Genomic DNA, 23,754 nt, shown 5'->3' with positions numbered 1-23,754 from the left:
TCGTCTCATCCGACGCCGCCAGACCGTCCGCCAGACTCAACTGACCCAAAACACGATCCGCCATCCCGAATCTCCCTGCTCCAACCTTCACCACAGAATCACCGTTCGGCTTCTGTGCAAAGGTCTCACAAGGGGAGAAGGAAAAGCGGCGCAGCTCAGGCTGCCTTGTCGCGGACCTGGTAATCCTTGACCGCGGCGAAGCGGATCGCCTTCCAGCGTTCGGCCTCGTAGTTGAGCGAAAAGGCGTGCTGGGCCAGGAACACCGGGTCGTTGTCGAGGTCGCGGGCGATGTCGCCGCGATGCGCCTCGATGAAGCGATGCACCTCGGCCTTGTCGTCAGCCGATATCCAACGGCAGACGGAAAAGCGCGACATCTCGAAATCGACGGGCAGCGTGTATTCGAAGTTCAGCCGCTCCTTCAGCACGTCGAGCTGCAGCGCACCGACGACGCCGACGATTGCCGGTGAACCGTCCTCCGGCGAGAACAGTTGCACGACGCCTTCCTCGGCCATCTGGTGTAGCGCTTCCTTGAGCTTCTTGGCCTTCATCGCGTCGCCGAGGCGGACGCGGCGCAGGATTTCCGGCGCGAAATTCGGCACACCGCGGAACAGTATCTCCTCGCCCTCGGTCAGCGTATCGCCGATGCGCAGCGTGCCGTGATTGGGGATGCCGACGACGTCGCCGGCAAAAGCCTCGTCAGCAGTGACGCGGGTGCGGGCGAAGAAGAATTGCGGCGCCGACAGGCTCATCGGTTTTCCCGTACGCACCAGCTTGGCCTTCATGCCGCGCTCGAGCTTGCCCGAGCAGACACGGACGAAGGCGATGCGGTCGCGATGGTTAGGGTCCATGTTGGCCTGGATCTTGAAGACGAACGAGGTCATCTTGTCCTCGGTCGCCTCGACCTTACGCGTGTCGGCCTCCTGCGCGCGCGGCGGCGGCCCGTAGGCGCCAAGCGCTTCGATCAGGTCGCGCACGCCGTAATTGCGCAGCGCCGAGCCGAAATAGACCGGCGTCAGATGACCCTCGCGGAAGGAGTCGACGTCGAGCGGACGGCAGGCCTCGCGCGCCAGCTCCAGCTCCTCGATGAAGGCTTCGCGCTCGTTCTCCGGCAACAGGCCGGCGACGCGGTTGGAATCGGGACCGTTGACCGGCGTGCGCTCCTTCTCGGCATCGCCCTTGCGCACGGCGTTCAGCGCCAGATGATAGGTGCCGGAAAAGGTCTTGCCGCGGCCGATCGGCCAGGTGATCGGTGCGGTGTCCAGCGCCAGCTTCTGCTCGATCTCGTCGAGTATCTCGAACGGGTCGCGGCTTTCGCGGTCCATCTTGTTGACGAATGTGATGATCGGGATGTCGCGCAGCCGGCACACCTCGAACAATTTTAGCGTGCGCGGCTCGATGCCCTTGGCGGCGTCGATGACCATGACCGCCGCGTCGACAGCCGACAGCGTGCGATAGGTGTCGTCGGCGAAATCCTCGTGGCCGGGCGTGTCGAGCAGGTTGAAGACGTTGTCCTCATACTCGAAGGTCATCACAGAGGTGACGACTGAAATGCCGCGCTCGCGCTCGATCTTCATCCAGTCCGACCGGGTCTGGATGCGATCCTTCTTGGCCTTGACCTCGCCGGCAAGCTGGATGGCGCCGCCGAACAGCAGCAGCTTTTCGGTCAGCGTCGTCTTGCCGGCGTCCGGATGCGCGATGATCGCGAAAGTACGGCGGCGCGCCACCGCGTTCGTGATGTCTTCAGCCAATTTGTGGAATCCCATGTGGTGCGCGGGCTTTTAGCAGCGCTTTTGTAGCCTGTCGAATATTTTTGGGCGGATGGCTCTCACCCGGTCTTGAGATAGGGTTGCCGCAACGACATCAGAAGACCCGATTCGACAAAGGACCATCCATGAGCGCAGCCAAGCAAGTCATCGTTGTCGGCGGCGGCATTATCGGCGCGTCCATCGCCTGGCATCTGGCGAAGGCCGGCGCGAAGGTGACGGTCGTTGCCGACAGCGGTGTCGGCGGCGTCGCCACGCCGAATTCCTTTGCCTGGATCAATGCCAGTTGGGGCAATCCAGAGCCGTATTTCCGGCTGCGCACCCGTTCGATGGCCGAATGGACACGGCTGGCGCAGGACCTGCCCGGCATTCCGCTCGCCTGGTGCGGCGGCCTGTGCTGGGACCTGCCGGCGGCCGAGTTGGAAGCCTATGCCACCGAGCACTCCGGCTGGGGTTACGGCATCGAGCGCGTCGACCGTGCGAGAGCCGCGAGCATCGAGCCCAATCTTGCCGAGCTTCCCGATTTCGCGCTGCATGTGCCTGGGGAAGGTGTCGCCGAACCGGTCGCCGCCACGCTGGCGCTGCTGGCCGACGCCGAGCAGCGCGGCGCGCGGATGATGACCGGCACGGCCGTGACAGCGTTGGTGCAGGCCAACGGCAGGGTTACCGGCCTCGATACATCCACCGGACCGATTGCCGCCGACGAGGTGGTGATCGCGGCGGGCGCCGGCTCTCCGGCAATTGCGGCGACGGCCGGGTTAAAACTGCCGATCGAGACGCCGCCCGGCCTGATCGTCCACTCACGCCCCTACGAAAAGCTGCTCAACGGGCTGGTGATCGGCGACCGGCTGCACATGCGCCAGACGGCGGAAGGCCGCATCATCGCCGGCTCGGATTTCGGCGGCGCCGATCCGGGCATGGATGCCGAAGCCACCGCCCGCGAGCTGTTTGCGGCGATGAAGAGCATGTTGCGCGGCGCCGACGGGCTGGAACTGGATTTCCACACGGTCGGTTACCGGCCGACGCCGATCGACGGTTTTCCGATCATCGGGCGCGCTCAAGGCGTCAGCGGGCTCTACGTCGCGGTCATGCATTCCGGTATCACGCTGGCGCCAGCCGTCGGCCTGTTCGCCGCCCGGGAAATCCTCGACGGCGAGCGCGATCCGCTGCTCGAACCTTATGACTTGGCGCGCTTCGCTCAATAGCCGGGCGGACGGCGAAAACCGCTGCTCAGCGGCGCTATTGCCCTGGCGATGCCGAGCAGCCGCGATTCGGACCAGCGTCTGCCGACCAGTTGCAGACCAATGGGGAGGCCGTCAAGATCCTGCGCGTACGGCAGCGAAAGTGCGGGATGGCCGCTGTAGTTGAACACCGCGCCATAGGCCGGCAGCATCCAGTAGCTCTGCTCCCTGTCATCGACCTTGATCGGTATTCCTGGCTCGCAATGCGGAAAGGCCGTGGTCATGGCGACCGGGCACAGCAAGGCATCGCAGCCTTCGAAAAAACGCTCCCAGGCAAGGATTGACTGATCGCGGCGGCCGAGCGCCTCGAACCAGCGCGAGACCGGTGTCGGTTCTTCTGGCGGCTCTGGCTGCGCTGCCTCCAGCATCATGCCGATTAGTGCGCCGCCCTGCGTCAGATCGTCATGCAAGTCGAGCGTCGGCAGTCTTGCTTCCTCGACGGTCGCGCCTGCAGACTGAAGCTTCCTTGCCAGGTTCTCGACAGCGGCCCTGATTTCGCCGGCCACCGGAAAACCCGGAAAGGCCGGCGCGAAAACGATGCGCAGGGTCTTGAGGTCAAGCTCCGGCATACCCTCGACCGGCACCGGCGCAAGATCGGTGTCGCTGCCATCCGGTCCTGCAATGATCGCCAGGATCAGCGCCAGATCGTCGACGTCGCGGGCCAGCGGGCCGATGCAGGACATCAGCCGCACGCTGCGCGCTACGCCACCGGGATCGGGAAAGGCGCCGGCCAAGGAGACGCGATGCTCTGTCGACTTGAGGCCGTAGACGCCGCAGAAGGCGGCAGGCAGGCGGATCGAATCCTGCATATCGGTGCCGACCTCGAACGACGTCATCCCGGCGCAAAGCGCTGCGGCAGCGCCACCGCTGGAACCGCCCGCGGTGCGCGAGAGGTCCCAGGGATTATTGGTGCGACCAAAAAGCGGATTGCCCGACTGCCAGTCGCCCAGCATCGTTGCGACATTTGTCTTGCCGACCAGAACGCCGCCGGCCGCCTTCAGCCTGAGAACGACCGGGCTGTCTTCTCTCGCCACATAGTCGGCAAAGGGCGGAAAGCCTACCGTGGTCTTCATGCCCGATGTTTGGTGCATATCTTTCAGTGTGAACGGCACGCCGTGCAACGGCCCGAGAGCGTCGCCGCGCGCCTGCGCTTCATCGGCTTTCTCGGCGCGTTGCCGCGCTCCTTCCCTGTCGAGCGTGACGACCGCGTTGATCGCCTCATTGTGCCTGTCGATCTGGGCCAGATGCGCGTCCAGCGCCTCCACTGCGGAAGTCTTGCGGTCGCGAATGGCGGCAGCCAATTCTGTGGTGGAGGAAAAGACGAGGTCCATGACCAATGCTCCCGGCTAGCTGGCAGCGCTCGTCTTACCAAATGGCGGATTGCGGCGCGGCTTCAAGCCAAGTTCAGCATTCGAGGGCCGGCATCGCTTGATCGGGATTGCGCAGAGCTTAGCCGACCAGCGCCAGCTTCACCGCGACCCGAGAGAGGGGCGAATGCTCATGCCGAGGCAGACCGCTTCGCCTAGACAGGCCGCCGGCCCGCACTTCGCCTCTAACGTCCCCTGTTGTGCGTCCGCTCGTAAAGCTCGCGGATGATCCGGCTTGCCGTAGAATCGAACAAGAACGGCAGGAAGGCGTGAATGAGCGCGGCGAATGCCGCCATGAACAACCGCGACGAGAACCACGCGGCGAAAGCCATGTGGCCGAAATAGGTTTCGCCCACCGATGCCGGATGAGAGGTGAAAAGTCTTGCGAGCCGTGCGGTCATGCTGGTCCCCTTTTCAGCGCGTGAAGTCCCGATCTTTCGCATCTTGACATGCCTCGCCGGTTCATCGGTCCCAAATCATCCTTGTGTTTGGCCAATTATTGGGACAAACATCCCACATGCCGCTGGAAATCGATGAAATCGACCGAAGATTGCTGGGTGAACTGCAACGTGACGGCACGCTGTCGGTCGACCAATTGTCGGAAAGGGTGTCGCTGTCGCGCAACGCCTGCTGGCGCCGGGTCAAGCGGCTGGAAGAAGACGGCGTCATCACCGGCCGGGTGGCGCTGGTCGATGCGGACAAGCTTGGGCTTGGCCTCTCGGTGTTCATCCTGGTCCGGACCTCCAATCATGATCCGGACTGGCTGCAAAAATTCCGGTCGGCAGTGACCGGTTTTCCCGAGATCACCGGCGTCTACCGCATGTCCGGCGATCTCGATTATGTGTTGCGTGCCCGCGTCGCCGACGTGAAGGCTTATGACCGGCTGTATCAACGGCTGATCGCCAAGGTGGCGCTGTCGGACGTTTCGGCCTCCTTCGTCATGGAGGAGATCAAGGAGACGACCATCGTTCCCGTAGAACTGCGCTGAAGCGGAACTGCGCTGAAAGAAAGCCGTTGATAGCATTGCCGCCGAGTTGACCGAATCGGCGTTGATAGCGATAGGATCCGCCTCATGCGCGCAGCCATCTACACTTCCTCCGTCATCGGTCCGGCCGTCGGCTTCGTCAGGCTGCCGCATGGCGAAGGCCTGCCGCTTCCCGCCTATGAAAGCGCGGGCGCCGCCGGCATGGATCTGCGCGCCGCGGTGCCGGACGACCGGCCGCTGCTGATCCTGCCGGGAAAACGCGCGCTGGTGCCGACCGGGCTGATCCTGGAGATCCCGGAGGGCGTGGAAGGCCAAGTCCGGCCGCGCTCGGGCCTTGCCTTCAAGCATGGGCTCACTTGCCTCAACACGCCAGGCACCATCGACAGCGACTATCGCGGCGAGGTCAAGGTGCTGCTGATCAACCTCGGCGACGAGGATTTTGCAGTGACGCGCGGCATGCGGATCGCCCAGATCGTCTTCGCCCCGGTGACGCAGGCGACCGTCGAGGAGCGGACATTGGCCGGCGGCACGACGCGCGGCTCCGGCGGGTTCGGATCGACCGGCACGGCCTGATGAGAATACCCAAACTCGTCATCTTCGATTGCGACGGGGTTCTGGTCGACACCGAGAACCTGGCCAATCGGCGCCTCGCCGAATGGCTAACCGCAGCCGGCTACCCGGCAAGCTTCGAACATTGCCGCAAGAATTTCTCCGGCCGCTCCATGGTCTCGGTGCAGAAGGAGGTCGAGGCGACCGGCGTCAGCCTCGGCGCCGATTTCGTCGAACGCTGGAACGCCGGCCTGCCGGACCTGTTCGCGCATGGCGTCGAAGCCGTCCCCTATGTCAGGGAGTTCATCGAAGCAGTGCACGCGGCCGGCATCGCAACGTGCGTCGCTTCATCGGCGCGGGTGTCGAAAATGCACATCACGCTCGGCCAGACAGGTCTGCTGCCGCTGTTCGAGCATGCGCTGTTCAGCTCGACCATGGTCTCGCGCGGCAAGCCGTTTCCCGACTTGTTCCTGCATGCCGCAAGCACGATGGGCTTCGCCCCTGCCGACTGCATCGTCATCGAGGACAGCGTCGCCGGGACATTAGCCGGCATTGCCGCCGGCATGCGCGTTTATTCCTACCACGGCGACCCGTATACCGATCGCGACGGACTGACTGAGGCCGGCGGCATCCTGTTCGACGACATGCGCGAACTGGCCGGGCTGGTGCCGATTCACTGACCTAGTGTTCAGACCTCTTATCCGGCTGTACGCCTCAGTCGTTCGTGCTAGCTTGCGAACGCTCGACAGTGGGAGGCGCCAGCGTATGAATTCCATCCTGCTTCGCTTCGTCGTCGCCTGTTTGCTGCTGCCGTGCCTGTGGATGACGGCCGGCGCGCAAGCCGTCAGCTTCCCGGACCTTGGCAGCGCCGTTCCTGGCCACGAGGGCACGACCTATCTCGATCTCGCCAGGATGGTCATTCCCGACCTGGCGGGGGACAAGAACGGCTTCTACCGGGGCTCGATGCCGATCGAGATGCGCCATATCGAGGGCCCGGATCGCGGTGGCTCGCCGCCCGAAACGTCGGGCCTTTCCAATGCCGGCGTGCTCGCCGTCAAGGCCGGCGGCAAGGATCGGCTGGCCATGCTGTTCGACCTTGGCAGCTCGTCGGACAGCGCCGAGGGGTTCGCGGTGCTGGCGCTTTACGATCTTGCCGGCAAGCCGAGACTGCTCGACGCTGTCAATGTCGCCGTCGACCGGAGCACCTCTTTCCGCGATCCGGGCAAGCTGCCGGTTGGACCCGGCGACGACGCCATCATCACCCTGAGCACGCATTTCAATTCGAGCCAGGGCTATGTCAGCACGCCGCTGATCCTGGTCCGCGACGACAGGTTCGAGCTGATCGATACGATCCAAACGTTCGACGAGTCGCTGTGCGCCTACAAACGCACGCAGGAGCTGGCCTTTCGGACCTTTGCGGACGGCCAGCCCTATGCGGCCATCAAGGCGACGGTGACCGATGCCACAGTGCCGAACGGCGAAAGCTGCGACGATCCGGCGCCCGAAGCTTCCTCGCAAAACATCTCCGTCACCTACCATTGGGACGGGGCCGGATACGTCAAGAATTCCGACGCACTGGACAAATTGGCAGGAGAGAACGCCAGTCGCTTCTGAACCAACCGCATTCGTTTGCCCGGCGGGCAGTGGCGGGATAAAATGCGCTTCGCACTCTGGGAGCATCCATGGACAAGGGAAAAATCTTTCGCGACCTGCATAGCTCGATCTTCGTCATGCCCAACCCCTGGGACATCGGCACGACGAAACTGCTGGCCTCCTTCGGTTTCAAGGCGCTGGCGACGACCAGCGCCGGCTTTGCCTTTTCGCGCGGCCTGCCCGACGGCGCGGTGACCTTCGAGGCGATGATCCATCACTGCCGCGAGGTGACGGCGGCGACCGGCCTGCCGGTCTCGGCCGATCTCGAGAAGGGCAAGGGCGACAGCGCGACTAGTGCCGCGGAGACTGTCTTCGCGGCCGAGGCGGCGGGCCTCGCCGGCTGCTCGATCGAGGACCACACCGGCGAGCCCGACAAACCGATCTACGATTTTTCGCATGCCGTCGAGCGCGTCGCCGCTGCAGCGGAGGCGGCACGGGCGCTGAAACACGATTTCGTCTTCACCGCGCGGGCCGAGAATTTTCTGTGGGGCAGGCCCGACATCGACGACACGATCAGGCGGCTGCAGGCCTTCGAGAAGGCCGGCGCCGACGTGCTCTATGCGCCGGGCATCGGCGACATCGAGACGGTGCAGACCGTCTGCTCGGCGCTGACCAAGCCGGTCAACGTCATGGTGAGGCCCGGCTTCACCATTGCCGATCTTGCCCTGGCAGGGGTCAAGCGCATTTCGCTCGGGCCGTGGCTGACCAATTTCGCCTTCGGCATGCTGGAAACGGCGGCGCGCGAGATCCAGCAGGACGGCACTTTCGGCTTCACCCGCGCCGCCATGCCATTCGGCAAGCTGCAGACGTTGTTTGCCGAACCCAATACATGACGCTCACCGTCGTCGACATGCACACCGGCGGCGAGCCGCTGCGGATCGTCACCGGCGGCTATCCCAAGATCCCCGCGGTCACTATCCTGGAAAAGCGCGCCTATGTGCGCGATCACCTCGATCATCTCAGGAAAATCCTGATGTTCGAGCCGCGCGGCCATTACGACATGTATGGCGCGCTGCTGGTGGAACCCGACCTGCCCGGCGCCGACCTCGCCGTGCTGTTCATGCACAATGAAGGCTATTCGACCATGTGCGGCCACGCCATCGTCGCGCTCGGCCGCTACGCCGTCGACGAGGGGCTGGTGGCGCGGCAGGAGCCGGTGACGACGGTCAACATCGAAGCGCCGTGCGGGCTGGTCGTCGCCTCGGTCGAGGTGCAAGACGGCAAGGCCGGTGCGGTGTCGTTTGAAAGCGTGCCGGCGTTTCTGTTCGCCCGCGACCAGGAGATCGAATTGCCGGGCTTCGGTGCGATCGGCTTCGACATCGCCTATGGCGGCGCCTTCTATGCGCTCGCCGATTGCCGCCAGTTCGGGCTGGAGTTCGGCAAGAACCGCGTGCGCGATTTCGTCGATGCGGCGACGGCGTTGACGGAGAAACTGAAGGCCGAGTTCCCGCTGTCGCATCCCGACCATGCCGACCTTGCCTTTCTCTACGGCACCATCCTGACCGACGGACAGGACGTATTTTCCGATGTCCCGACCAAGAACATCTGCGTCTTTGCCGAGGCCGAGGTCGACCGTTCGCCAACCGGCTCGGGCGTCACCGCGCGGCTGGCGGCAATGCATGCCAAGGGCGAAATCGCCGGCCAGACGCGGCTGTTCGAGAGTATTGCAGGCTCGCGCTTTTCCGGCAGCGTGGCGAGGACCGCGAAAGCCGGGCCGCATGACGCCATCATCGCCCGCGTCGGTGGCCGCGCCTACTACTCCGGCCGGGCCGAATTCATCGTCGAGCCCGACGACGAGTTGGGGCGCGGCTTTCTGCTGCGCTAGCGCCGGGGTGTGCTGAGATTCAGGTCAGGCCGCGCTGAGAATGGTGGGCTCCGAGAACCGGAACGCAGCGTACTTTTGGGTACGTGAGTACCGGAAGCGCAGGAAACCGCCACTCGCAAGCCGGCATCACCTGAATATCAGCGCACCCTAAGCCGCTTCCCGCGCTGAGACCGCCTTGTGCAGATGCACCATCATGGCGGCGGCAAACAGCGGTGTCAGAAGGTTGAGCAGCGGCACGGCGAGGAAGGCAGCGACAACCAGCCCGGCGAGAAACACCGTGACAGCATGTTTTTTGCGCAACGCGCGGGCCTCGGCCTCCGGGCGAAAGCGCATGGCGGCGAATTCGAAAAACTCACGCCCCAGCAGATAGCCGTTGACGACGAAGAAGGCGGCGATGTTGATGCCCGGCACCAGCAGAAGCAGCAAGGCCACGATGTTGCCGAGTATGACGACGCCGAAGAAGCGGAAAGCCAGCACCATCGAGCGCAGCGCCGGCGTGGCGCGACCAGGCGGTTCATCGGGATAATCGCTGCGCTCGACCACTTCGGCGACGTCGTCCAGGAACAGGCCGGCGATGATTGCCGTCACCGGCGCGATGAGCAGCGCCAGACCCAGCGCAAGACCGATCCCGGCGACGATGACGCCCAGCCATCCGGCCCATGACGGCAGGCCGGGCAACCATGCGTCGATCCACGGCCAGGCCAGCCATTCGAACAGGCCCTCAATCGCGAACCACAGCGCCGCGAGCGCCAGCAAGGTCAGGCCGAGCGTCTTCACGAACACCGAGCGGAATTCGGGCGAGAACAGCTGGCTGGCGGCGGCGCGGGCGGCGCTAGGGATCACGGCGTTTCCAATTCCATGTTGAACAGGGCTCAAACGGGCCCATGGCAAGACATCTGCGAGATAGGCGGAGACACGACAAGTCACAAGCGCCACCACATCCGGCGTCACGCGATTTCGACCCGATTTATAAATTCACGACCTAGGCAAAGCCGCATCAAATCGCTAGACCCGCCCGCGGCCAGCGTGGCAGAAAGCCGGTGGTTCTTTCGCGGAGACATCATTGATGCCGAACTATGACGTGCTTTGTATCGGTAATGCCATCGTCGACATCATCGCCCAGTGCGACGAGGCGTTCCTGGAGACGAACGGCATCATCAAGGGCGCGATGAACCTGATCGACACAAGGCGCGCCGAACTGCTCTACAGCCGCATGGGCCCGGCCATCGAAGCCTCCGGTGGCAGCGCCGGCAACACGGCGGCGGGCGTCGCCTCCTTCGGCGGTCGCGCCGCCTTCTTCGGCAAGGTCTCGAACGACCCGCTCGGCGAAATCTATGCCCATGACATCCATGCGCAGGGCGTTGCCTTCGATACCAAGCCACTCAACGGCGAGCCGCCGACGGCGCGCTCGATGATCTTCGTCACGCCCGACGGCGAGCGCTCGATGAACACCTATCTCGGCGCCTGCATCGAGCTCGGGCCTGAGGACGTCGAGGCCGACAAGGCTTCGGGCGCGGCAGTCACCTATTTCGAGGGTTATCTGTGGGACCCGCCGCGCGCCAAGGAAGCGATCCGCCAGACGGCGAAGCTCGCGCATGCCGCCGGCCGCGAAGTGTCGATGACGCTATCGGATTCGTTCTGCGTCGACCGCTACCGCGACGAGTTTCTGGATCTGATGCGCTCGGGCACCGTCGACATCGTCTTTGCCAACAGCCACGAGATCAAGGCGCTCTACCAGACCGCCTCGTTCGACGAGGCGCTGGCTCAAATCCGCAAGGACTGCAAGATAGCCGCGGTCACCCGCTCGGAAATGGGCTCGGTCATCGTGCGCGGCGACGAGACCGTCACCGTCGACGCGACAAAAATCCGGGAACTGGTCGACACCACCGGCGCCGGCGACCTCTATGCCGCCGGCTTCCTCTACGGCTACACGCAGGGGCGCAGCCTGAAGGAGTGCGGCGATCTCGGCTCGCTGGCGGCCGGACTGGTCATCCAGCAGCTCGGGCCAAGGCCGAGGCAGAATCTGCGCCACGAGGCTGAGCAGGCTGGGTTGATTTAGCGACGCTTCCCTCTTCCTGTGTAACTGGCAGGAACAGGTATGTGGACCTTTGGGCCTCTCACCCCGAAGACGCGCGTCGGAAGGCGAGTTGGTGGCCTGCCATTATACTGACAATGGCCATAAATATAAATCCGCTTAACTAAAAACGAAACAAGCCGCGTATTACATCCTTCAGGCTTCTATTTTCTGCTAAGACGGTTTCACTAACTGCGGGCATCTCAACTTGTCCAGCCGATTTTTCCGAAACTCTTTTATTCTGGCCACGTTTGTATTTGGAAATCATTTCTGCCTTCCACTTGTCGTAGCTTCTTGTCTCAAGGTTTCGTTTTGTTGAAACGATCCGCTCAAAATGCCGATCGTAATCTCGTTCAAAGGCATTGGGAGAAGCCACCAAATCATGGATTATCCTAGCGAGAGATTCAAGTAATAATAATTTGAATCGAACCGATAGAGCATTCTCTTTCTTTATCGCGGATATCATTGACCCAGAAATGTCCGTCCCTTCCGAATTTAGAGGCCTACTCCATTGCCCATGTGCTAGAGTGTTCCTCATTTCAATCACCGGAGCTAGTTCTCCTGAAATAACATCCGCGAGCGCTCTATACCTCATCAATGCTGTGGGCTTCAGGGTACGTTCCGATAGCTTTGCTTTGGGTACGTTGTATCGCTTTCTATAACCCAATTCGAGCGATGCTTGCCATGATTCGATCTGTGAGCGCTTATCGAATATTTCCTTTCGGGCTATATTATCAAATCCCGAGGGCTCATATAGGAGCTTTTTTAAGCGGCATTCGGCCCAAGCGCCTGTAAGTAACAAGAGGATTTTAATCAGCGTGTTTGCTGATGGGGCATCCTGCCTCGCAAGGGCAGCACGCAATTCTCGCTCGGTGTGCGCGATCCCAGCCTGTACGGCCTTCAGATTCAGAACGTGGGCTTTGTATAAATCCGGAGCACTAAGGACCATTGATTCAGAACTCCCGGCCACCAAAAGGCATAGACGACTTGCCCTTTGGTGGCCGGGAATCGAACCCGACTAGACTCCTTGCGGCATGTTTCCATTACACCATCACCCAACCTTCTGGATCGCACAGTCGGTAATATTGGTCAAGCAAGGGCGCAACCTGAGCGATTGCGGCGATCTCGGCTCGCTGGCGGCCGGACTGGTCATCCAGCAGCTCGGGCCAAGGCCGAGGCAGAATCTGCGCCACGAGGCTGAGCAAGCAGGGTTGATTTAGGGATTTTACCTCCCCCCTTGCGGGAACGTTGATGGGATGTTGCCGCGTAGCGGCGGCTTGTGCCATCGCGCTGCGCGGTCGAACCGCAACAATTGAAACACTTCAGTCGAGTTTCGGCATTCATCCGAAACAACCGGGAGCGAAAAACCGCGCCATGGAGCGAACCCGTCGGGACGGCTCCGCGGTCGAGGCCGCTAACCAACTGAAGGATCAGGAAGATGTTTACTCCCGTAACAGTCGACGCTTTCAGCGGCGTCGATCCCGGCGCGTTGACACCGACGCCGCACGAAAAGCTCCACACCGGCGCGATGGCTCGCGCGCGTCTGGAAAGATCGGCCGTGCCCGCCAAAGGCATGGCGCGCCTGACATCGATGTTTAGGATCGAAGGTCGTCTCGCCGGCATCGTCCTGCTGCTGGCGACGATCATCGGAGCCATGGCCGTCACCAACGGCGCCCGCGCCGAAGATGGCAAGTTCAAGATAAAGCAAGGTATTTCACAGGCCGTGAAGCAGAACTCGGCGTCGCCGCATATGCGCCTCGCCCGCGAGCAGTCGCGACCCAGGATAAATGCGAAAATCAACTGCGCCGTGATTGGCTGCAAAGCCAAGCCGCCGATCCTGAAGCATAGGCCCAAGCTGCATTGCAAGGTGTTCGGATGCAAACCCGGCAAGGACCATGACGGCCACCACGGCAATCACCATGGCCACCACAAGCATGGCTCCTGGGCGTGGGGCGGCGTGACGATCGTCGCTTCCGACCACGGTGGCTGCGGCTATGAATTCTGGAAATGGAAGACGACCGGCTGGCGCTACTGGCGGCATGCCTATCAGAGCTGCCGCGGCTGGAGATGAGCCGTCCCATCGCTGGCGAAGTGTCTGGCCTTCCCCGCATGGGGGAGGCTTTTTTCGCCTGCTGTGGGCAGAGCGGGACTCCGATCTCCTCACGCTCCCGCCGTATAGGCCGCAATCGCCGCCATGTTGACGATGTCACTATCCTTGGCGTTGAGCGAGACGATCTGAACCGGCTTGTTGAGGCCGACCAGCAGCGGGCCGATGACGGTCGAGCCGCCGAGCTCCTGCAGCATCTTGGTCGAGATCGAGGCCGAGTGGAAGGCCGGCATGATCAGCACATTGGCTGGGCCGGTCAACCGGATGAACGGGTATTGCGCCATGGCGCGTGCGTTGAGCGCCACGTCGGCGGCCATCTCGCCGTCATACTCGAAATCCACGCGCCGCTTGTCGAGGATGCGCACCGCTTCCTGGACGCGCTCGGAGCGCTCACCCTGCGGGTGGCCGAAGGTGGAATAGGCGAGCATGGCGAGCCTTGGTTCATAACCCATGCGGCGGGCAAAGCCAGCGGCTTCCTCGGCGATGTCGGCGATCTGCTCGGCATTCGGCATGTCGTGCACGGCGGTGTCGGCGACGATCACGGTTCGGCCCCGCGCCAGCACGATCGAGGCGCCGATGACGCGGTGGCCGGGCTTGGCGTCGATGACGCGGCGGATGTCGTCGAGCGCGGTCGAATAGTTGCGGGTGACGCCGGTGACGATGCCGTCGGCGTCGCCCAATGCCACCATGCAGGCAGCGAAATGGTTGCGGTCGTTGTTGATCAGGCGCTGGCAATCGCGAAACAGGAAGCCCTTGCGCTGCATGCGCTCGTACAGATAGTCGGTGTAGACGCCGTTGCGGCGCGACAGCCGGGCATTGATGATCTCGATGCCTTGTCTGTCGAGCTCGATGCCGGCGTTCCTGGCGTTCTCCTTGATGATATCGTCGCGGCCGAGCAGGATGGCGGTGCCGAGCCGCTGGTTCACATAGGAGACGGCGGCGCGCATGACCTGCTCCTCCTCGCCCTCGGCGAAGACGATGCGCTTGGGCTGGCGGCGCACGCGGTCGTAGATGCGCTGCAGGGTCGAGGCGATCGGGTCGCGGCGGGCGGAAAGCTCCTGGGCGTAGCGGTCGAGATCGAGGATCGGCTTGCGGGCGACGCCGCTATCCATCGCGGCCTTAGCGACCGCGATCGGAATGGCCGAGATCAGCCGCGGGTCGAACGGCACCGGGATGATGTAGTTGGGGCCGAACTTCGGCCGGTTGCCCTGATAGGCGGCGGCGACGTCGTCGGGCACGTCCTGGCGCGCCAGTTCGGCGAGCGCACGCGCCGCGGCGATCTTCATGTCGTCGTTGATGGTGGTGGCCCGCACATCGAGCGCGCCACGGAAGATGTAGGGGAAGCCAAGCACGTTGTTGACCTGGTTCGGATAGTCGGAACGCCCCGTCGCCATGATCGCATCGGTGCGGATCTCGGCCACTTCCTCGGGCGTGATCTCCGGATCGGGATTGGCCATGGCGAAGATGATCGGGTTCTTGGCCATCGACTGCACCATCCTGGTGGTCAGCGCGCCCTTGGCGGAGAGGCCGAGGAACACGTCGGCGCCGTCCAGCGCCTCGGCCAGCGAGCGCGCGTCGGTCTTGACGGCATGCGCCGACTTCCACTGGTTCATGCCTTCGGTGCGGCCCTGGAAGACGACGCCCTTGGTGTCGCACAGGATGATGTTTTCAGGCGTAAAGCCCATCGCCTTCATCAGCTCGATGCAGGCGATGCCGGCCGCACCCGCCCCATTGCAGACCATTTTCGTGGTCTGCATGTCGCGGCCGGTGACTTTGAGCGCATTGATCAGGCCGGCGGCTGAGATGATGGCGGTGCCATGCTGGTCGTCATGGAAGACCGGTATGTCCATCAGTTCGCGCAGCCGTTGCTCGATGATGAAGCATTCCGGCGCCTTGATGTCCTCAAGGTTGATGCCGCCGAAGGAGGGCCCAAGGAAACGCACGCAATTGATGAACTCGTCGGCATCCTCGGTGTCGACTTCGAGATCGATGGAATCGACATCGGCGAAGCGCTTGAACAGAACCGCCTTGCCTTCCATCACCGGCTTCGAGGCCAGCGCGCCGAGGTTGCCGAGGCCGAGAATGGCGGTGCCGTTGGAGATGACAGCGACCATGTTGCCGCGCGCCGTATAGTCGAAGGCGCGGCTGGGGTCCTCGGCGATGGCGAGGACGGGAACCGCGACGCCCGGCGAATAGGCGAGGCTGAGGTCGCGCTGGGTGGCCATCGGCTTGGTGGCGACGATCTCCAGCTTGCCGGGGCGGCCCATCGCGTGGAATTCCAGCGCCTCCTGCGCACTGACGGAGGGTCCGGGGTTTTCGGTTTTCCTGGCCATGATGCTTTCGATTTCCTCACCCGTGCGGCACCGCTTGAGACGGGTGCAATGCTTTCTTTTGTGGAACGTTCGGGATTAAGGCTACACTTCGCCGCTGTAAACCGCCAAGCAGATGGCTTAGAAATTTTGGAAGCAGCTTCTTGAACGACGAAACGCCCATTCGCAGCGAGAGCGCTACGCCGGCCTTTGCGCCGGCGACGCCGATGATGGAGCAGTATATCGAGATCAAGGCCGCGAACCCGGACTCGCTGCTGTTCTACCGCATGGGCGATTTCTACGAGCTGTTCTTCGACGACGCCGAAAAGGCGAGCCGGGCGCTCGGCATCGTCTTGACCAGACGCGGCAAGCACCAGGGGCTCGACATCCCGATGTGCGGCGTGCCGGTGCATGCCGCCGACGATTACCTGCAGAAGCTGATCGGACAAGGGTTCCGCGTCGCCGTCTGCGAGCAGATCGAGGATCCGGCAGAGGCGAAGAAGCGCGGCGGCAAGTCGGTGGTGCGCCGCGACGTGGTGCGGCTGGTGACGCCGGGCACCATCACCGAGGACAAATTGCTGGCGCCGTCGGAATCGAGTTTCCTGATGGCGCTTGGCCGGGTGAAGGGCGGGGCCGAACCAAGAGGCGGGGAGCGCGGCAGCGCGACAGGGAACCAAGGAAGTTTTGCGCTGGCCTGGATCGAGATCTCGACCGGCGCCTTCCGCGTTGCCGAGACCACCGCCGACCGGCTGCTCGCCGATGTCTTTCGCGTCGACCCACGCGAGCTGATCGTCGCCGAGCCGGTGTTTTATGATCCCGAACTGAAACCGGTGTTCGATGTGCTCGGCCGGGTCGCCAATCCGCAGCCGCCGAGCCTGTTCGACTCGGCGTCGGCCGCGGGCCGCATCGCCCGTTTCTTCGAGGTGGCGACGCCGGACAGTTTCGGCACGTTTTCCCGCGCCGAGCTGTCGGCGATCTCAGGCGTCATCGCCTATGTCGAGAAGACGCAGAAGGCCGAGCGGCCGCCGCTGTCGCGGCCCGAGCGCGAGGAGCAGGGTTCGACGCTGTTCATCGATCCGGCGACACGCGCCAATCTGGAACTGCTGCGCACCCTGTCCGGCAGCCGCGAGGGTTCGCTGTTCAAGGCAATCGACCGCACGGTGACCGGCGGCGGGGCAAGGCTGCTCGCCGACCGGCTGATGGCGCCGCTGACCGACCCGGCGGCAATTGGTGCAAGACTGGACTCGGTGTCGTTCTTCCGGTCCGAGACACGACTGTGCCAAGCGGTGCGGGCGAGTCTGAAGAGCGTCGCCGACATGCCGCGGGCGCTTTCCCGGCTGGCGCTCAACCGCGGCGGCCCGCGCGATCTCGGCGCGCTGCGTGCCGGGTTCGAGGCAGCCGGTGCTATCGCCGAACTGTTTGGGGCGACTGCCCTTCCGCAAGAACTGGCGGCGGCGCTGGCGGCGATCGAGGCGCTGCCACGCCCGCTGGCCGAGCATCTGACGCAGGCGCTGGGCGACGAGCTGCCGCTGCTCAAGCGCGGCGGCGGCTTCGTCCGTTCCAGCTACCACGTTGAGCTCGACGAGATGCGGGCACTGCGCGACGAATCGCGCAAGGTCATTGCCGGGCTGGAGCGCTCGCTGATCGATGAAACCGGCATCCGCTCGTTGAAAATCCGGCACAACAATGTGCTTGGCTACTACATCGAAGTCACCGCCAACCACCATGCGATCATGACGAGCAGCGATGGGGCGAAGGCGCGCTTCATCCACCGCCAGACCATGGCCAATGCCATGCGCTTCACCACGACGGAACTGGCCGAGCTGGAATCGAAGATCGCCAACGCCGCCGACCGGGCACTGGCGATCGAGCTTGCCACCTTCGAAACGCTGACGGCGGAAGCGGTCGGCCAGGCGGACAAGATCCGCGCCGGAGCCGAAGCGCTTGCCGTTCTCGACGTGTCGGCAGCCCTCGCCCTGCTGTCCGAAAGCGAGGCCTGGTGCCGGCCGCTGGTGGACGCGAGCCTCGCCTTCGCGATTTCGGGCGGGCGGCATCCGGTGGTGGAACAGTCGCTGCGGCGTTCGGGCGAAGGACCGTTCGTCGCCAATGATTGCGATTTATCGCCGGAAGGTGATGCCAAAAACGGCGCGATCTGGCTGCTGACCGGCCCCAATATGGGCGGCAAATCGACCTTCCTCAGGCAGAACGCGCTGATCGCCATCCTCGCCCAGACCGGCTCCTTCGTGCCGGCGGCATCAGCTCATATCGGCGTCGTCGACCGGCTGTTTTCGCGTGTCGGTGCCTCGGACGATCTGGCGCGCGGCCGCTCGACCTTCATGGTCGAGATGGTCGAGACGGCGGCGATCCTCAACCAGGCCGGCGAACGCGCGCTGGTGATTCTCGACGAGATCGGCCGCGGCACCGCTACTTTCGACGGCCTGTCGATCGCCTGGGCGGCGGTCGAGTATCTGCACGAGAAGAACCGCTGCCGGGCAATCTTCGCCACCCATTTCCACGAGATGACGGCGCTGGCCGGCAAACTCGCTCGACTGCACAACGTCACCATGCGCGTCAAGGAATGGGAGGGCGACGTGGTCTTCCTGCACGAGGTCGGCAAAGGTGCCGCCGACCGCTCCTATGGCGTGCAGGTGGCGCGGCTTGCCGGCCTGCCGGAAGCGGTGGTCGGGCGGGCCAGGGAAGTGCTGCACCAACTGGAAGCGGGCGAGGTTTCGGGCAAGGCAAACCGGCTGGTCGACGACCTGCCGCTGTTTTCGGTGGCGATGAGGCGAGAAGCGCAAAAGCCGGCCAGGAACGATGCGCTCGGCGAGGCGCTCGGCGCGATCAATCCCGACGAGATGACGCCCCGCGAGGCGCTGGAGGCGCTGTACCGGCTGAAGGGGCTGGCGGGGAAGCCGTAGCGCCACAGCTCGGCCAAGGCAGGCGAACTCGCCGAAGCGACAGTCTGCGCCATCCAGGGCGCGCTCACGCTGGGACGCGCTTTCGACGATACGGCGGTCTTTTCCCGCGCGCTGCAACGGGCGCGGGCGGCGCTCGGCTAGAGTTTTTTACAAGGGCTCGAAGCGGAAGGCTGTTTCGGTGCGGGAAACCCTACCGACGCCCGGTGAATCGAGATGCGCTCCCGCGACGTAGCAGGCGTTGCCAGTTGCCATCGCCAGTATTTGCCGCCGGGTTGTCCTCGCCTGCTCCTGGTCGGCGTCGAATTCCCACGCGATCTCCGGGTGGTCGAATTGAAGCGATGGCACATGCACAATGTCGCCCCAGATCAATAGTGTTTCGCCGTCGCTCACAAGGCGAAAGCAGGTGTGGCCGACTTCATGGCCAGGGGTGGCGATCGTATCGATATGCGCGCTAAGGCGCTGCCCAGGATCGAAGGGCTGGGCGCGACCGTGGAAACGCTCCAGCCTTGTCTCCTCGCGAAACATGCCAAGCTCAAGTCGCGGGACAAGCAGGCGTGAGAGTTGCGGGAAGCCGTCGCCACCGTCGGCAAGGATGAGCCCGTGGATATGGTCAAGATGGGTGTGGGTGAAGGCAACAGTGCGTACCCGGTCGACGGCGATCTTCGCCTCGCGCATCGCCTTGGGCAGATGCCCCATTGTCGGGTGCCAGGCGTTCGAAGCCCCTGTGTCGATCAGCGTGATTTCGTCGCCGTCATCGATGGCAAAGGCGTTGACGGATAACCGGAGCGCGCCGTCAATGAGTGGAACCTGCAACGGCAGGTCATCGCCGAATACAATGTTTCCAGGCTGGCGCAGCCGCCTTGTTGGCATGTCAACGTAACCGTCGCGCAGCGACGTGACCGTCATATCGCCGATTTTGTATGCCGTGTGATGATGCCCAGCTGAAATTCGTTCCAATGCTCACTCTCTGTTCTTCTGAAAACCAGTTCCCACTTTTCGAAATCTAGATCATCTCCAGCCCGCGCTTGCGGGTCGGCGGCGGGAAGGCGCGGTCGATTTCTGCGAAATCTTCCGAGGTGAGCTCGATGTCCAACGCAGCGACATTCTGGCGGACATGCTCTTGTTTGCTGGCCTTTGGAATGGCGATGACACCAGGCTGCGCCATCACCCAGGCAAGCGCGATTTGCGCCGGCGTGGCATTGTGGCGGGCCGCGATGGCTTCGAGCCTGGCGTTGCGCGCCAGCGTGCCCTGATCGACCGGCGAATAGGCCATCAGCGGAATGCCGCGCTGCCGGCTCCAGGGGGCGAGATCGAATTCGGGGCCGCGCTGGGTCAGATTGTAGAGGATCTGGTTGGTCTGGACGCTGTCGCCGGCCGGCAGCTGGATCAGTTCCTCCATCTCGTGGGTGTCGAAATTGCTGACGCCCCAGTGGCGGATCTTGCCGGCCTTTTTCAACGCCTCGAAGGCCTCGACCGTTTCCGTCAGCGGCACGCTGCCGGGCCAATGCAACAGATAAAGATCGACGTGGTCGGTGCGCAGATGCCTGAGGCTTCTCTCGCACGCCGCCGGCACGCCGGCGCGCGAGGCATTGGACGGCAGCACCTTGGAGACCAGGAACACCTCGTCGCGGCGCCCGGCAATGGCATCTGCCACCACCTCCTCGGCACCGCCGCTGGCATACATTTCGGCGGTGTCGATCAGCGTCATGCCGAGATCGAGCCCGAGCTTCAGGGCATCGACCTCATCGGCATGGCGGCTGAAATCCTCGCCCATCTTCCACGTGCCTTGACCCAGCACCGGAACGGCTTCGCCCGAGGGCAATGTGGTGGTTTTTATCGTTGACGGCATGGCGCGCTCCAGTCGAGGCCCGATGGCAGCACAGCCTTCGGGAGAAATCCAGATGAAAGTCCTTCCCTGGATTTCCTCCGGACTGCTTGACGCCTACTTCACAGGGTGGGCGTCGAGCCAATCCTGCATCTGCTTGATCTCGGCGTCCTGCGCCGCGATCACCGCTTCGGCCAGCTTGCGCATTTCCGGATCCTTGCCATTGGCGAGCTCGATCTTGGCCATGTCGATGGCCGCCTGGTGATGCGGGATCATGCCGCGGGCGAAATCGACATCGGCATTGCCGGAATATTCGAGCGCCATCATGTCGGTGTGCATCTTGTCCATCGCCGCCTTGTAGCCGTCGGTTGAGGGGCTTTGCGCGCTCATCGCCCCCATGTCGTGTTTCATCTCCTGGGCTTGCGACGGAATGCTTTCGAGGAAAACGGCAAGCAGCATTCCCCCCGCCATCAGCAGCAGCACGATCTTCTTGGCCAAGGTCATTCATGATCTCCTTTTTGAACGAATTCCTATCTGGGGATTTCGCTCAGAGTTTCAACGTCCTGAGCCGCAACGCGTTGGTGATGACCGAAACCGAGGACAGGCTCATCGCCGCTGCCGCCAGCATCGGCGACAGAAGCGTGCCGGTGAGCGGATAGAGCACGCCGGCGGCGACCGGCACGCCAAGCACGTTGTAGAGGAAGGCGAAGAATAGATTCTGGCGGATGTTGCGGATCGTCGCCTGGGCGAGCGTGCGGGCCCGGACGATGCCGTTGAGATCGCCCTTGACCAGCGTGATCCCGGCGCTTTCGACCGCGACATCGGCGCCGGTTCCCATGGCGATGCCGACGTCGGCGGCGGCCAGCGCCGGCGCGTCGTTGACACCGTCGCCGGCCATCGCGACGCCAGCGCCCCTGGCGCGCAACTCCTCGACCAGCGCGCTCTTCTGTTCCGGCAGCAGCCCGGCACGAACCTCGTCGATGCCGAGTTTGCTGGCGATGGCTTTCGCCGTGCGTTCGTTGTCACCGGTCGCCATGATGATCCTCAGGCCGCGCTCGTGCAGCGCCTTGATCGCCTCTGATGTCGTCGCCTTGATCGGGTCGGCGACGGCGACGATGCCGGCCAGTTTGTTGCCGACGGCGACGAACATCGCGGTCTTGCCCGCGGCCTGCAGCGCCTCGGCGCTGGTCGAGACGGATGCGATATCGATGCCGAGATCGGCCATCATCGCGGCGTTGCCGAGCGCGACCTTCTTTCCCGACACCGTGCCGGAAACGCCCTTGCCGGTGATCGCCTCGAAACCACCGGCGTCGGGGATCTCCACCCCGCGTTCACGGGCACCTTCGACGATTGCCTCGGCCAGCGGGTGCTCCGAGCCTTTTTCCAGGCCGGCGGCGAGTGCGAGGAGATCATCTTCCGTCACGCCTTCGGCAGCGACGACGTCGGTCAATCTCGGCCGGCCTTCGGTCAATGTGCCGGTCTTGTCGACGATCAACGTGTCGACCGAAGCAAAGCGTTCGAGCGCCTCCGCGTCCTTGATCAGCACGCCGGCATGCGCGCCGCGCCCTGTGGCGGTCATGATCGACATCGGCGTGGCAAGACCGAGCGCGCAGGGACAGGCGATGATCAGCACTGAGACCGCCGAGACGATGGCAAAGATCAGGCTGGGTTGCGGCCCGAAGATCGCCCAGGCGATGAACGCAACGATCGCAACCACTACGACGGCCGGGACGAAATAGAAGGAGACGCGGTCGGCCAGACCCTGGATCGGCGCACGCGAACGCTGCGCCTTGGCGACGAGCTCGACGATCCGTGCCAGCGTGGTCTCAGCGCCGATCCTCTCGGCGCGCATGATCAGCGAACCGTTCTTGTTGAGCGTGCCGCCGGTGAGCGGGTCGCCTTCAGTCTTTTCGACCGGCAGAGGCTCGCCTGACAGCATCGATTCGTCGATGGAAGAGCGGCCGTCCAGCACGATGCCGTCGACCGGCACCCCATCGCCGGGGCGGATGCGCAGGCGATCGCCGACCTTTACCGTGTCGAGCGGCACGTCGTTTTCGGAACCGTCCTCGCCAATCAGCCGAGCAGTCTTCGGCGCGAGGTCGAGCAGCGCGCGGATCGCCGAACCGGTTTTTTCACGGGCGCGCAATTCCAGCACCTGGCCGAGAAAAACCAGCGCCACGATGACGGCGGCTGCCTCGAAATAGACCGGCACCGTGCCTTCATGACCGCGGAACTGGTGCGGAAATATATCCGGGAACAGCGTGGCGACGACGCTGTAGAGATAGGCGGCGCCAACGCCGAGCGAGATCAGCGTCCACATGTTGGGACTGCGGTTGAGAACCGAATCCCAACCGCGATGGAAGAAGGGAAAGGCGGCCCACAAGACAACCGGGCTCGCAAGCGCCAGTTCCACCCAGACCTTCGCCGAATCCTCGATGAAGGCGCTAAACGTCAGGCCGAGCATCGGCGCCATGGCGAAGATCAGCAATGGCACGGACAAGACTGCACTCACCCAGAAGCGCCTGGTGAAATCGACCAGTTCCGGGTTCGGCCCCTCATCGCCTGATGGTACACCCATCGGCTCCAGCGCCATGCCGCAGATCGGGCAGGCGCCAGGTTTGTCGCGGACGATTTCGGGATGCATCGGGCAGGTGTATTGCGTGCCTTTCGGCATCGCCTGAGGCTCTGGCTTGTCGCCAAGATACTTTGCCGGCTCCGCCTCGAATTTCACCTTGCAACCGGCCGAGCAAAAATAGAAGCCCTGGCCTTCATGGCGGGAAAAATGCTTCGCGGTGGCACGGTCGACATGCATGCCGCAGACCGGGTCGGTGGCCGTAAGGTACTTTTCCGGCTCGGCCGCAAATTTCGAACGGCAGCGCTCGCTGCAGAAATGATAGAGATGGCCATGCTCGGCTGTCGGCTTGCCGACGGCCGGATCGACGGTCATGCCGCAGACCGGATCGCGAATGACGGCGTCGGCGACGGACGGAGCAGCTTTCGCCGAGCAGCAGCCGCTATGCGCGTGATGGTCGTGGTCGGAATGGGTCATGCGGAGAGGCCTCTCTGTCTCGATCTTGAAATGGAGGTAGTGCTTCCAGTGACTGGAAGGTCAAGGGCCAATTTCAACCTTTCGTGCCG

Annotated in this window: 20 protein-coding genes and 1 pseudogene; 11 read left to right on the top strand and 10 right to left on the bottom strand. The window is 63.5% G+C overall.

The genetic code is table 11. The annotated features are described in order from the left end of the window. Positions 1–155: 155 nt before the first annotated feature. Entirely contained in the window at positions 156–1,748 is a 1,593-nt protein-coding gene (locus EOB36_RS19125; protein WP_164547048.1) for a peptide chain release factor 3, read from the bottom strand. 143 nt (positions 1,749–1,891) lie between these two features. Here EOB36_RS19125 and EOB36_RS19120 point away from each other — a divergent pair, with 143 nt between their 5' ends. Further along, entirely contained in the window at positions 1,892–2,968 is a 1,077-nt protein-coding gene (locus EOB36_RS19120) for an FAD-binding oxidoreductase (RefSeq protein ID WP_128285456.1), read from the top strand. On the opposite strand, the gene EOB36_RS19115 is transcribed toward EOB36_RS19120, so the two are convergent. Both EOB36_RS19115 and EOB36_RS19110 read right to left on the bottom strand, forming a co-directional pair. Further along, positions 2,962–4,335, bottom strand: a complete 1,374-nt coding sequence (locus EOB36_RS19115; protein WP_128285455.1) for an amidase — start codon at positions 4,333–4,335, stop codon at positions 2,962–2,964. The two genes, EOB36_RS19120 and EOB36_RS19115, sit on opposite strands and share 7 nt — an antisense overlap. Positions 4,336–4,556: 221 nt before the next feature. Then, positions 4,557–4,772, bottom strand: a complete 216-nt coding sequence (locus tag EOB36_RS19110; protein ID WP_095483023.1) for a DUF6356 family protein — start codon at positions 4,770–4,772, stop codon at positions 4,557–4,559. A 116-nt stretch (positions 4,773–4,888) separates the two neighbouring features. On the opposite strand from EOB36_RS19110, the gene EOB36_RS19105 reads away from it, so the two are divergent. The 6 genes from EOB36_RS19105 (at position 4,889) to EOB36_RS19080 (ending at position 9,383) form a co-directional block, all read left to right on the top strand. Further along, positions 4,889–5,359 carry an Lrp/AsnC family transcriptional regulator gene (locus tag EOB36_RS19105; RefSeq protein WP_128285454.1) on the top strand — a complete coding sequence of 157 codons (471 nt, stop codon included), beginning with the start codon at positions 4,889–4,891 and terminating at the stop codon, positions 5,357–5,359. Between the two features lie 84 nt (positions 5,360–5,443). Further along, positions 5,444–5,929 carry a dUTP diphosphatase gene (gene dut, locus EOB36_RS19100; RefSeq protein WP_128243802.1) on the top strand — a complete coding sequence of 162 codons (486 nt, stop codon included), beginning with the start codon at positions 5,444–5,446 and terminating at the stop codon, positions 5,927–5,929. Beyond that, on the top strand, positions 5,929–6,585 hold the full coding sequence (locus tag EOB36_RS19095; protein WP_164897555.1) for an HAD family phosphatase: 657 nt from the start codon (positions 5,929–5,931) through the stop codon (positions 6,583–6,585). Before dut ends, EOB36_RS19095 begins: the two co-directional genes overlap by 1 nt. 85 nt (positions 6,586–6,670) lie before the next feature. Then, positions 6,671–7,519 (top strand): hypothetical protein, encoded by an 849-nt coding sequence (locus tag EOB36_RS19090; protein WP_128285453.1) that lies wholly within the window; start codon positions 6,671–6,673, stop codon positions 7,517–7,519. A gap of 68 nt (positions 7,520–7,587) precedes the next feature. Beyond that, positions 7,588–8,391, top strand: coding sequence for an oxaloacetate decarboxylase (locus EOB36_RS19085; RefSeq protein WP_128285452.1), 804 nt, complete (start codon positions 7,588–7,590; stop codon positions 8,389–8,391). Continuing rightward, complete coding sequence (locus EOB36_RS19080; RefSeq protein ID WP_128285451.1) at positions 8,388–9,383, top strand: proline racemase family protein; 996 nt, start codon at positions 8,388–8,390, stop codon at positions 9,381–9,383. The genes EOB36_RS19085 and EOB36_RS19080 overlap by 4 nt, the downstream gene beginning before the upstream one ends. 147 nt (positions 9,384–9,530) lie before the next feature. Here the strand turns inward: EOB36_RS19080 and EOB36_RS19075 are convergent, their stop codons facing one another. Further along, complete coding sequence (locus EOB36_RS19075; RefSeq protein ID WP_128243804.1) at positions 9,531–10,226, bottom strand: sulfate transporter family protein; 696 nt, start codon at positions 10,224–10,226, stop codon at positions 9,531–9,533. 223 nt (positions 10,227–10,449) lie between these two features. On the opposite strand from EOB36_RS19075, the gene EOB36_RS19070 reads away from it, so the two are divergent. Next, a complete protein-coding gene (locus EOB36_RS19070) occupies positions 10,450–11,442 on the top strand; it encodes an adenosine kinase (RefSeq protein ID WP_095483030.1) in 993 nt (330 codons plus the stop codon). A gap of 139 nt (positions 11,443–11,581) precedes the next feature. Here EOB36_RS19070 and EOB36_RS19065 read toward each other — a convergent pair whose 3' ends face one another. Beyond that, positions 11,582–12,406 (bottom strand): hypothetical protein, encoded by an 825-nt coding sequence (locus tag EOB36_RS19065; RefSeq protein ID WP_128285450.1) that lies wholly within the window; start codon positions 12,404–12,406, stop codon positions 11,582–11,584. A 148-nt stretch (positions 12,407–12,554) separates the two neighbouring features. On the opposite strand from EOB36_RS19065, the pseudogene EOB36_RS35220 reads away from it, so the two are divergent. Beyond that, positions 12,555–12,677, top strand: a pseudogene (locus EOB36_RS35220) (adenosine kinase); the annotation flags it as partial. Between the two features lie 218 nt (positions 12,678–12,895). Next, positions 12,896–13,528 carry a hypothetical protein gene (locus EOB36_RS19055; RefSeq protein WP_128285449.1) on the top strand — a complete coding sequence of 211 codons (633 nt, stop codon included), beginning with the start codon at positions 12,896–12,898 and terminating at the stop codon, positions 13,526–13,528. 89 nt (positions 13,529–13,617) lie between these two features. Here the strand turns inward: EOB36_RS19055 and EOB36_RS19050 are convergent, their stop codons facing one another. Continuing rightward, entirely contained in the window at positions 13,618–15,897 is a 2,280-nt protein-coding gene (locus EOB36_RS19050) for an NADP-dependent malic enzyme (RefSeq protein WP_128285448.1), read from the bottom strand. Between the two features lie 140 nt (positions 15,898–16,037). Between EOB36_RS19050 and mutS the strand changes: the two genes are divergently transcribed. Beyond that, positions 16,038–18,791, top strand: a complete 2,754-nt coding sequence (gene mutS, locus EOB36_RS19045) for a DNA mismatch repair protein MutS (RefSeq protein WP_128285447.1) — start codon at positions 16,038–16,040, stop codon at positions 18,789–18,791. Positions 18,792–18,938: 147 nt separating this feature from the next. On the opposite strand, the gene EOB36_RS19040 is transcribed toward mutS, so the two are convergent. From EOB36_RS19040 to EOB36_RS19025, 4 genes are all read right to left on the bottom strand, one after another. Next, entirely contained in the window at positions 18,939–19,697 is a 759-nt protein-coding gene (locus tag EOB36_RS19040) for an MBL fold metallo-hydrolase (protein ID WP_245467832.1), read from the bottom strand. A 97-nt stretch (positions 19,698–19,794) separates the two neighbouring features. After that, the gene (locus EOB36_RS19035) at positions 19,795–20,640 is read right to left on the bottom strand and encodes an aldo/keto reductase (RefSeq protein ID WP_128285445.1); all 846 of its coding nucleotides are present in this window, start codon (positions 20,638–20,640) and stop codon (positions 19,795–19,797) included. Between the two features lie 93 nt (positions 20,641–20,733). Continuing rightward, positions 20,734–21,120 (bottom strand): DUF305 domain-containing protein, encoded by a 387-nt coding sequence (locus EOB36_RS19030; protein ID WP_128285444.1) that lies wholly within the window; start codon positions 21,118–21,120, stop codon positions 20,734–20,736. A gap of 43 nt (positions 21,121–21,163) precedes the next feature. Beyond that, entirely contained in the window at positions 21,164–23,665 is a 2,502-nt protein-coding gene (locus tag EOB36_RS19025) for a heavy metal translocating P-type ATPase (RefSeq protein ID WP_128285443.1), read from the bottom strand. Positions 23,666–23,754 lie beyond the last annotated feature (89 nt).

Source organism: Mesorhizobium sp. M6A.T.Cr.TU.017.01.1.1, from assembly GCF_004023115.1.
GTDB lineage: Bacteria > Pseudomonadota > Alphaproteobacteria > Rhizobiales > Rhizobiaceae > Mesorhizobium > Mesorhizobium mediterraneum.
This window is presented reverse-complemented; position numbering and strand designations above follow the sequence as displayed.

Coding starts and splice junctions, on each gene's coding strand:
- EOB36_RS19120 (WP_128285456.1), top strand. CDS start 1,892: ATGAGCGCAGCCAAGCAAGTCATCGTTGTCGGCGGCGGCATTATCGGC.
- EOB36_RS19115 (WP_128285455.1), bottom strand. CDS start 4,335: ATGGACCTCGTCTTTTCCTCCACCACAGAATTGGCTGCCGCCATTCGC.
- EOB36_RS19110 (WP_095483023.1), bottom strand. CDS start 4,772: ATGACCGCACGGCTCGCAAGACTTTTCACCTCTCATCCGGCATCGGTG.
- EOB36_RS19105 (WP_128285454.1), top strand. CDS start 4,889: ATGCCGCTGGAAATCGATGAAATCGACCGAAGATTGCTGGGTGAACTG.
- dut (WP_128243802.1), top strand. CDS start 5,444: ATGCGCGCAGCCATCTACACTTCCTCCGTCATCGGTCCGGCCGTCGGC.
- EOB36_RS19095 (WP_164897555.1), top strand. CDS start 5,929: ATGAGAATACCCAAACTCGTCATCTTCGATTGCGACGGGGTTCTGGTC.
- EOB36_RS19090 (WP_128285453.1), top strand. CDS start 6,671: ATGAATTCCATCCTGCTTCGCTTCGTCGTCGCCTGTTTGCTGCTGCCG.
- EOB36_RS19085 (WP_128285452.1), top strand. CDS start 7,588: ATGGACAAGGGAAAAATCTTTCGCGACCTGCATAGCTCGATCTTCGTC.
- EOB36_RS19080 (WP_128285451.1), top strand. CDS start 8,388: ATGACGCTCACCGTCGTCGACATGCACACCGGCGGCGAGCCGCTGCGG.
- EOB36_RS19070 (WP_095483030.1), top strand. CDS start 10,450: ATGCCGAACTATGACGTGCTTTGTATCGGTAATGCCATCGTCGACATC.
- EOB36_RS19065 (WP_128285450.1), bottom strand. CDS start 12,406: ATGGTCCTTAGTGCTCCGGATTTATACAAAGCCCACGTTCTGAATCTG.
- EOB36_RS19055 (WP_128285449.1), top strand. CDS start 12,896: ATGTTTACTCCCGTAACAGTCGACGCTTTCAGCGGCGTCGATCCCGGC.
- EOB36_RS19050 (WP_128285448.1), bottom strand. CDS start 15,897: ATGGCCAGGAAAACCGAAAACCCCGGACCCTCCGTCAGTGCGCAGGAG.
- EOB36_RS19040 (WP_245467832.1), bottom strand. CDS start 19,697: ATGACGGTCACGTCGCTGCGCGACGGTTACGTTGACATGCCAACAAGG.
- EOB36_RS19035 (WP_128285445.1), bottom strand. CDS start 20,640: ATGCCGTCAACGATAAAAACCACCACATTGCCCTCGGGCGAAGCCGTT.
- EOB36_RS19030 (WP_128285444.1), bottom strand. CDS start 21,120: ATGACCTTGGCCAAGAAGATCGTGCTGCTGCTGATGGCGGGGGGAATG.
- EOB36_RS19025 (WP_128285443.1), bottom strand. CDS start 23,665: ATGACCCATTCCGACCACGACCATCACGCGCATAGCGGCTGCTGCTCG.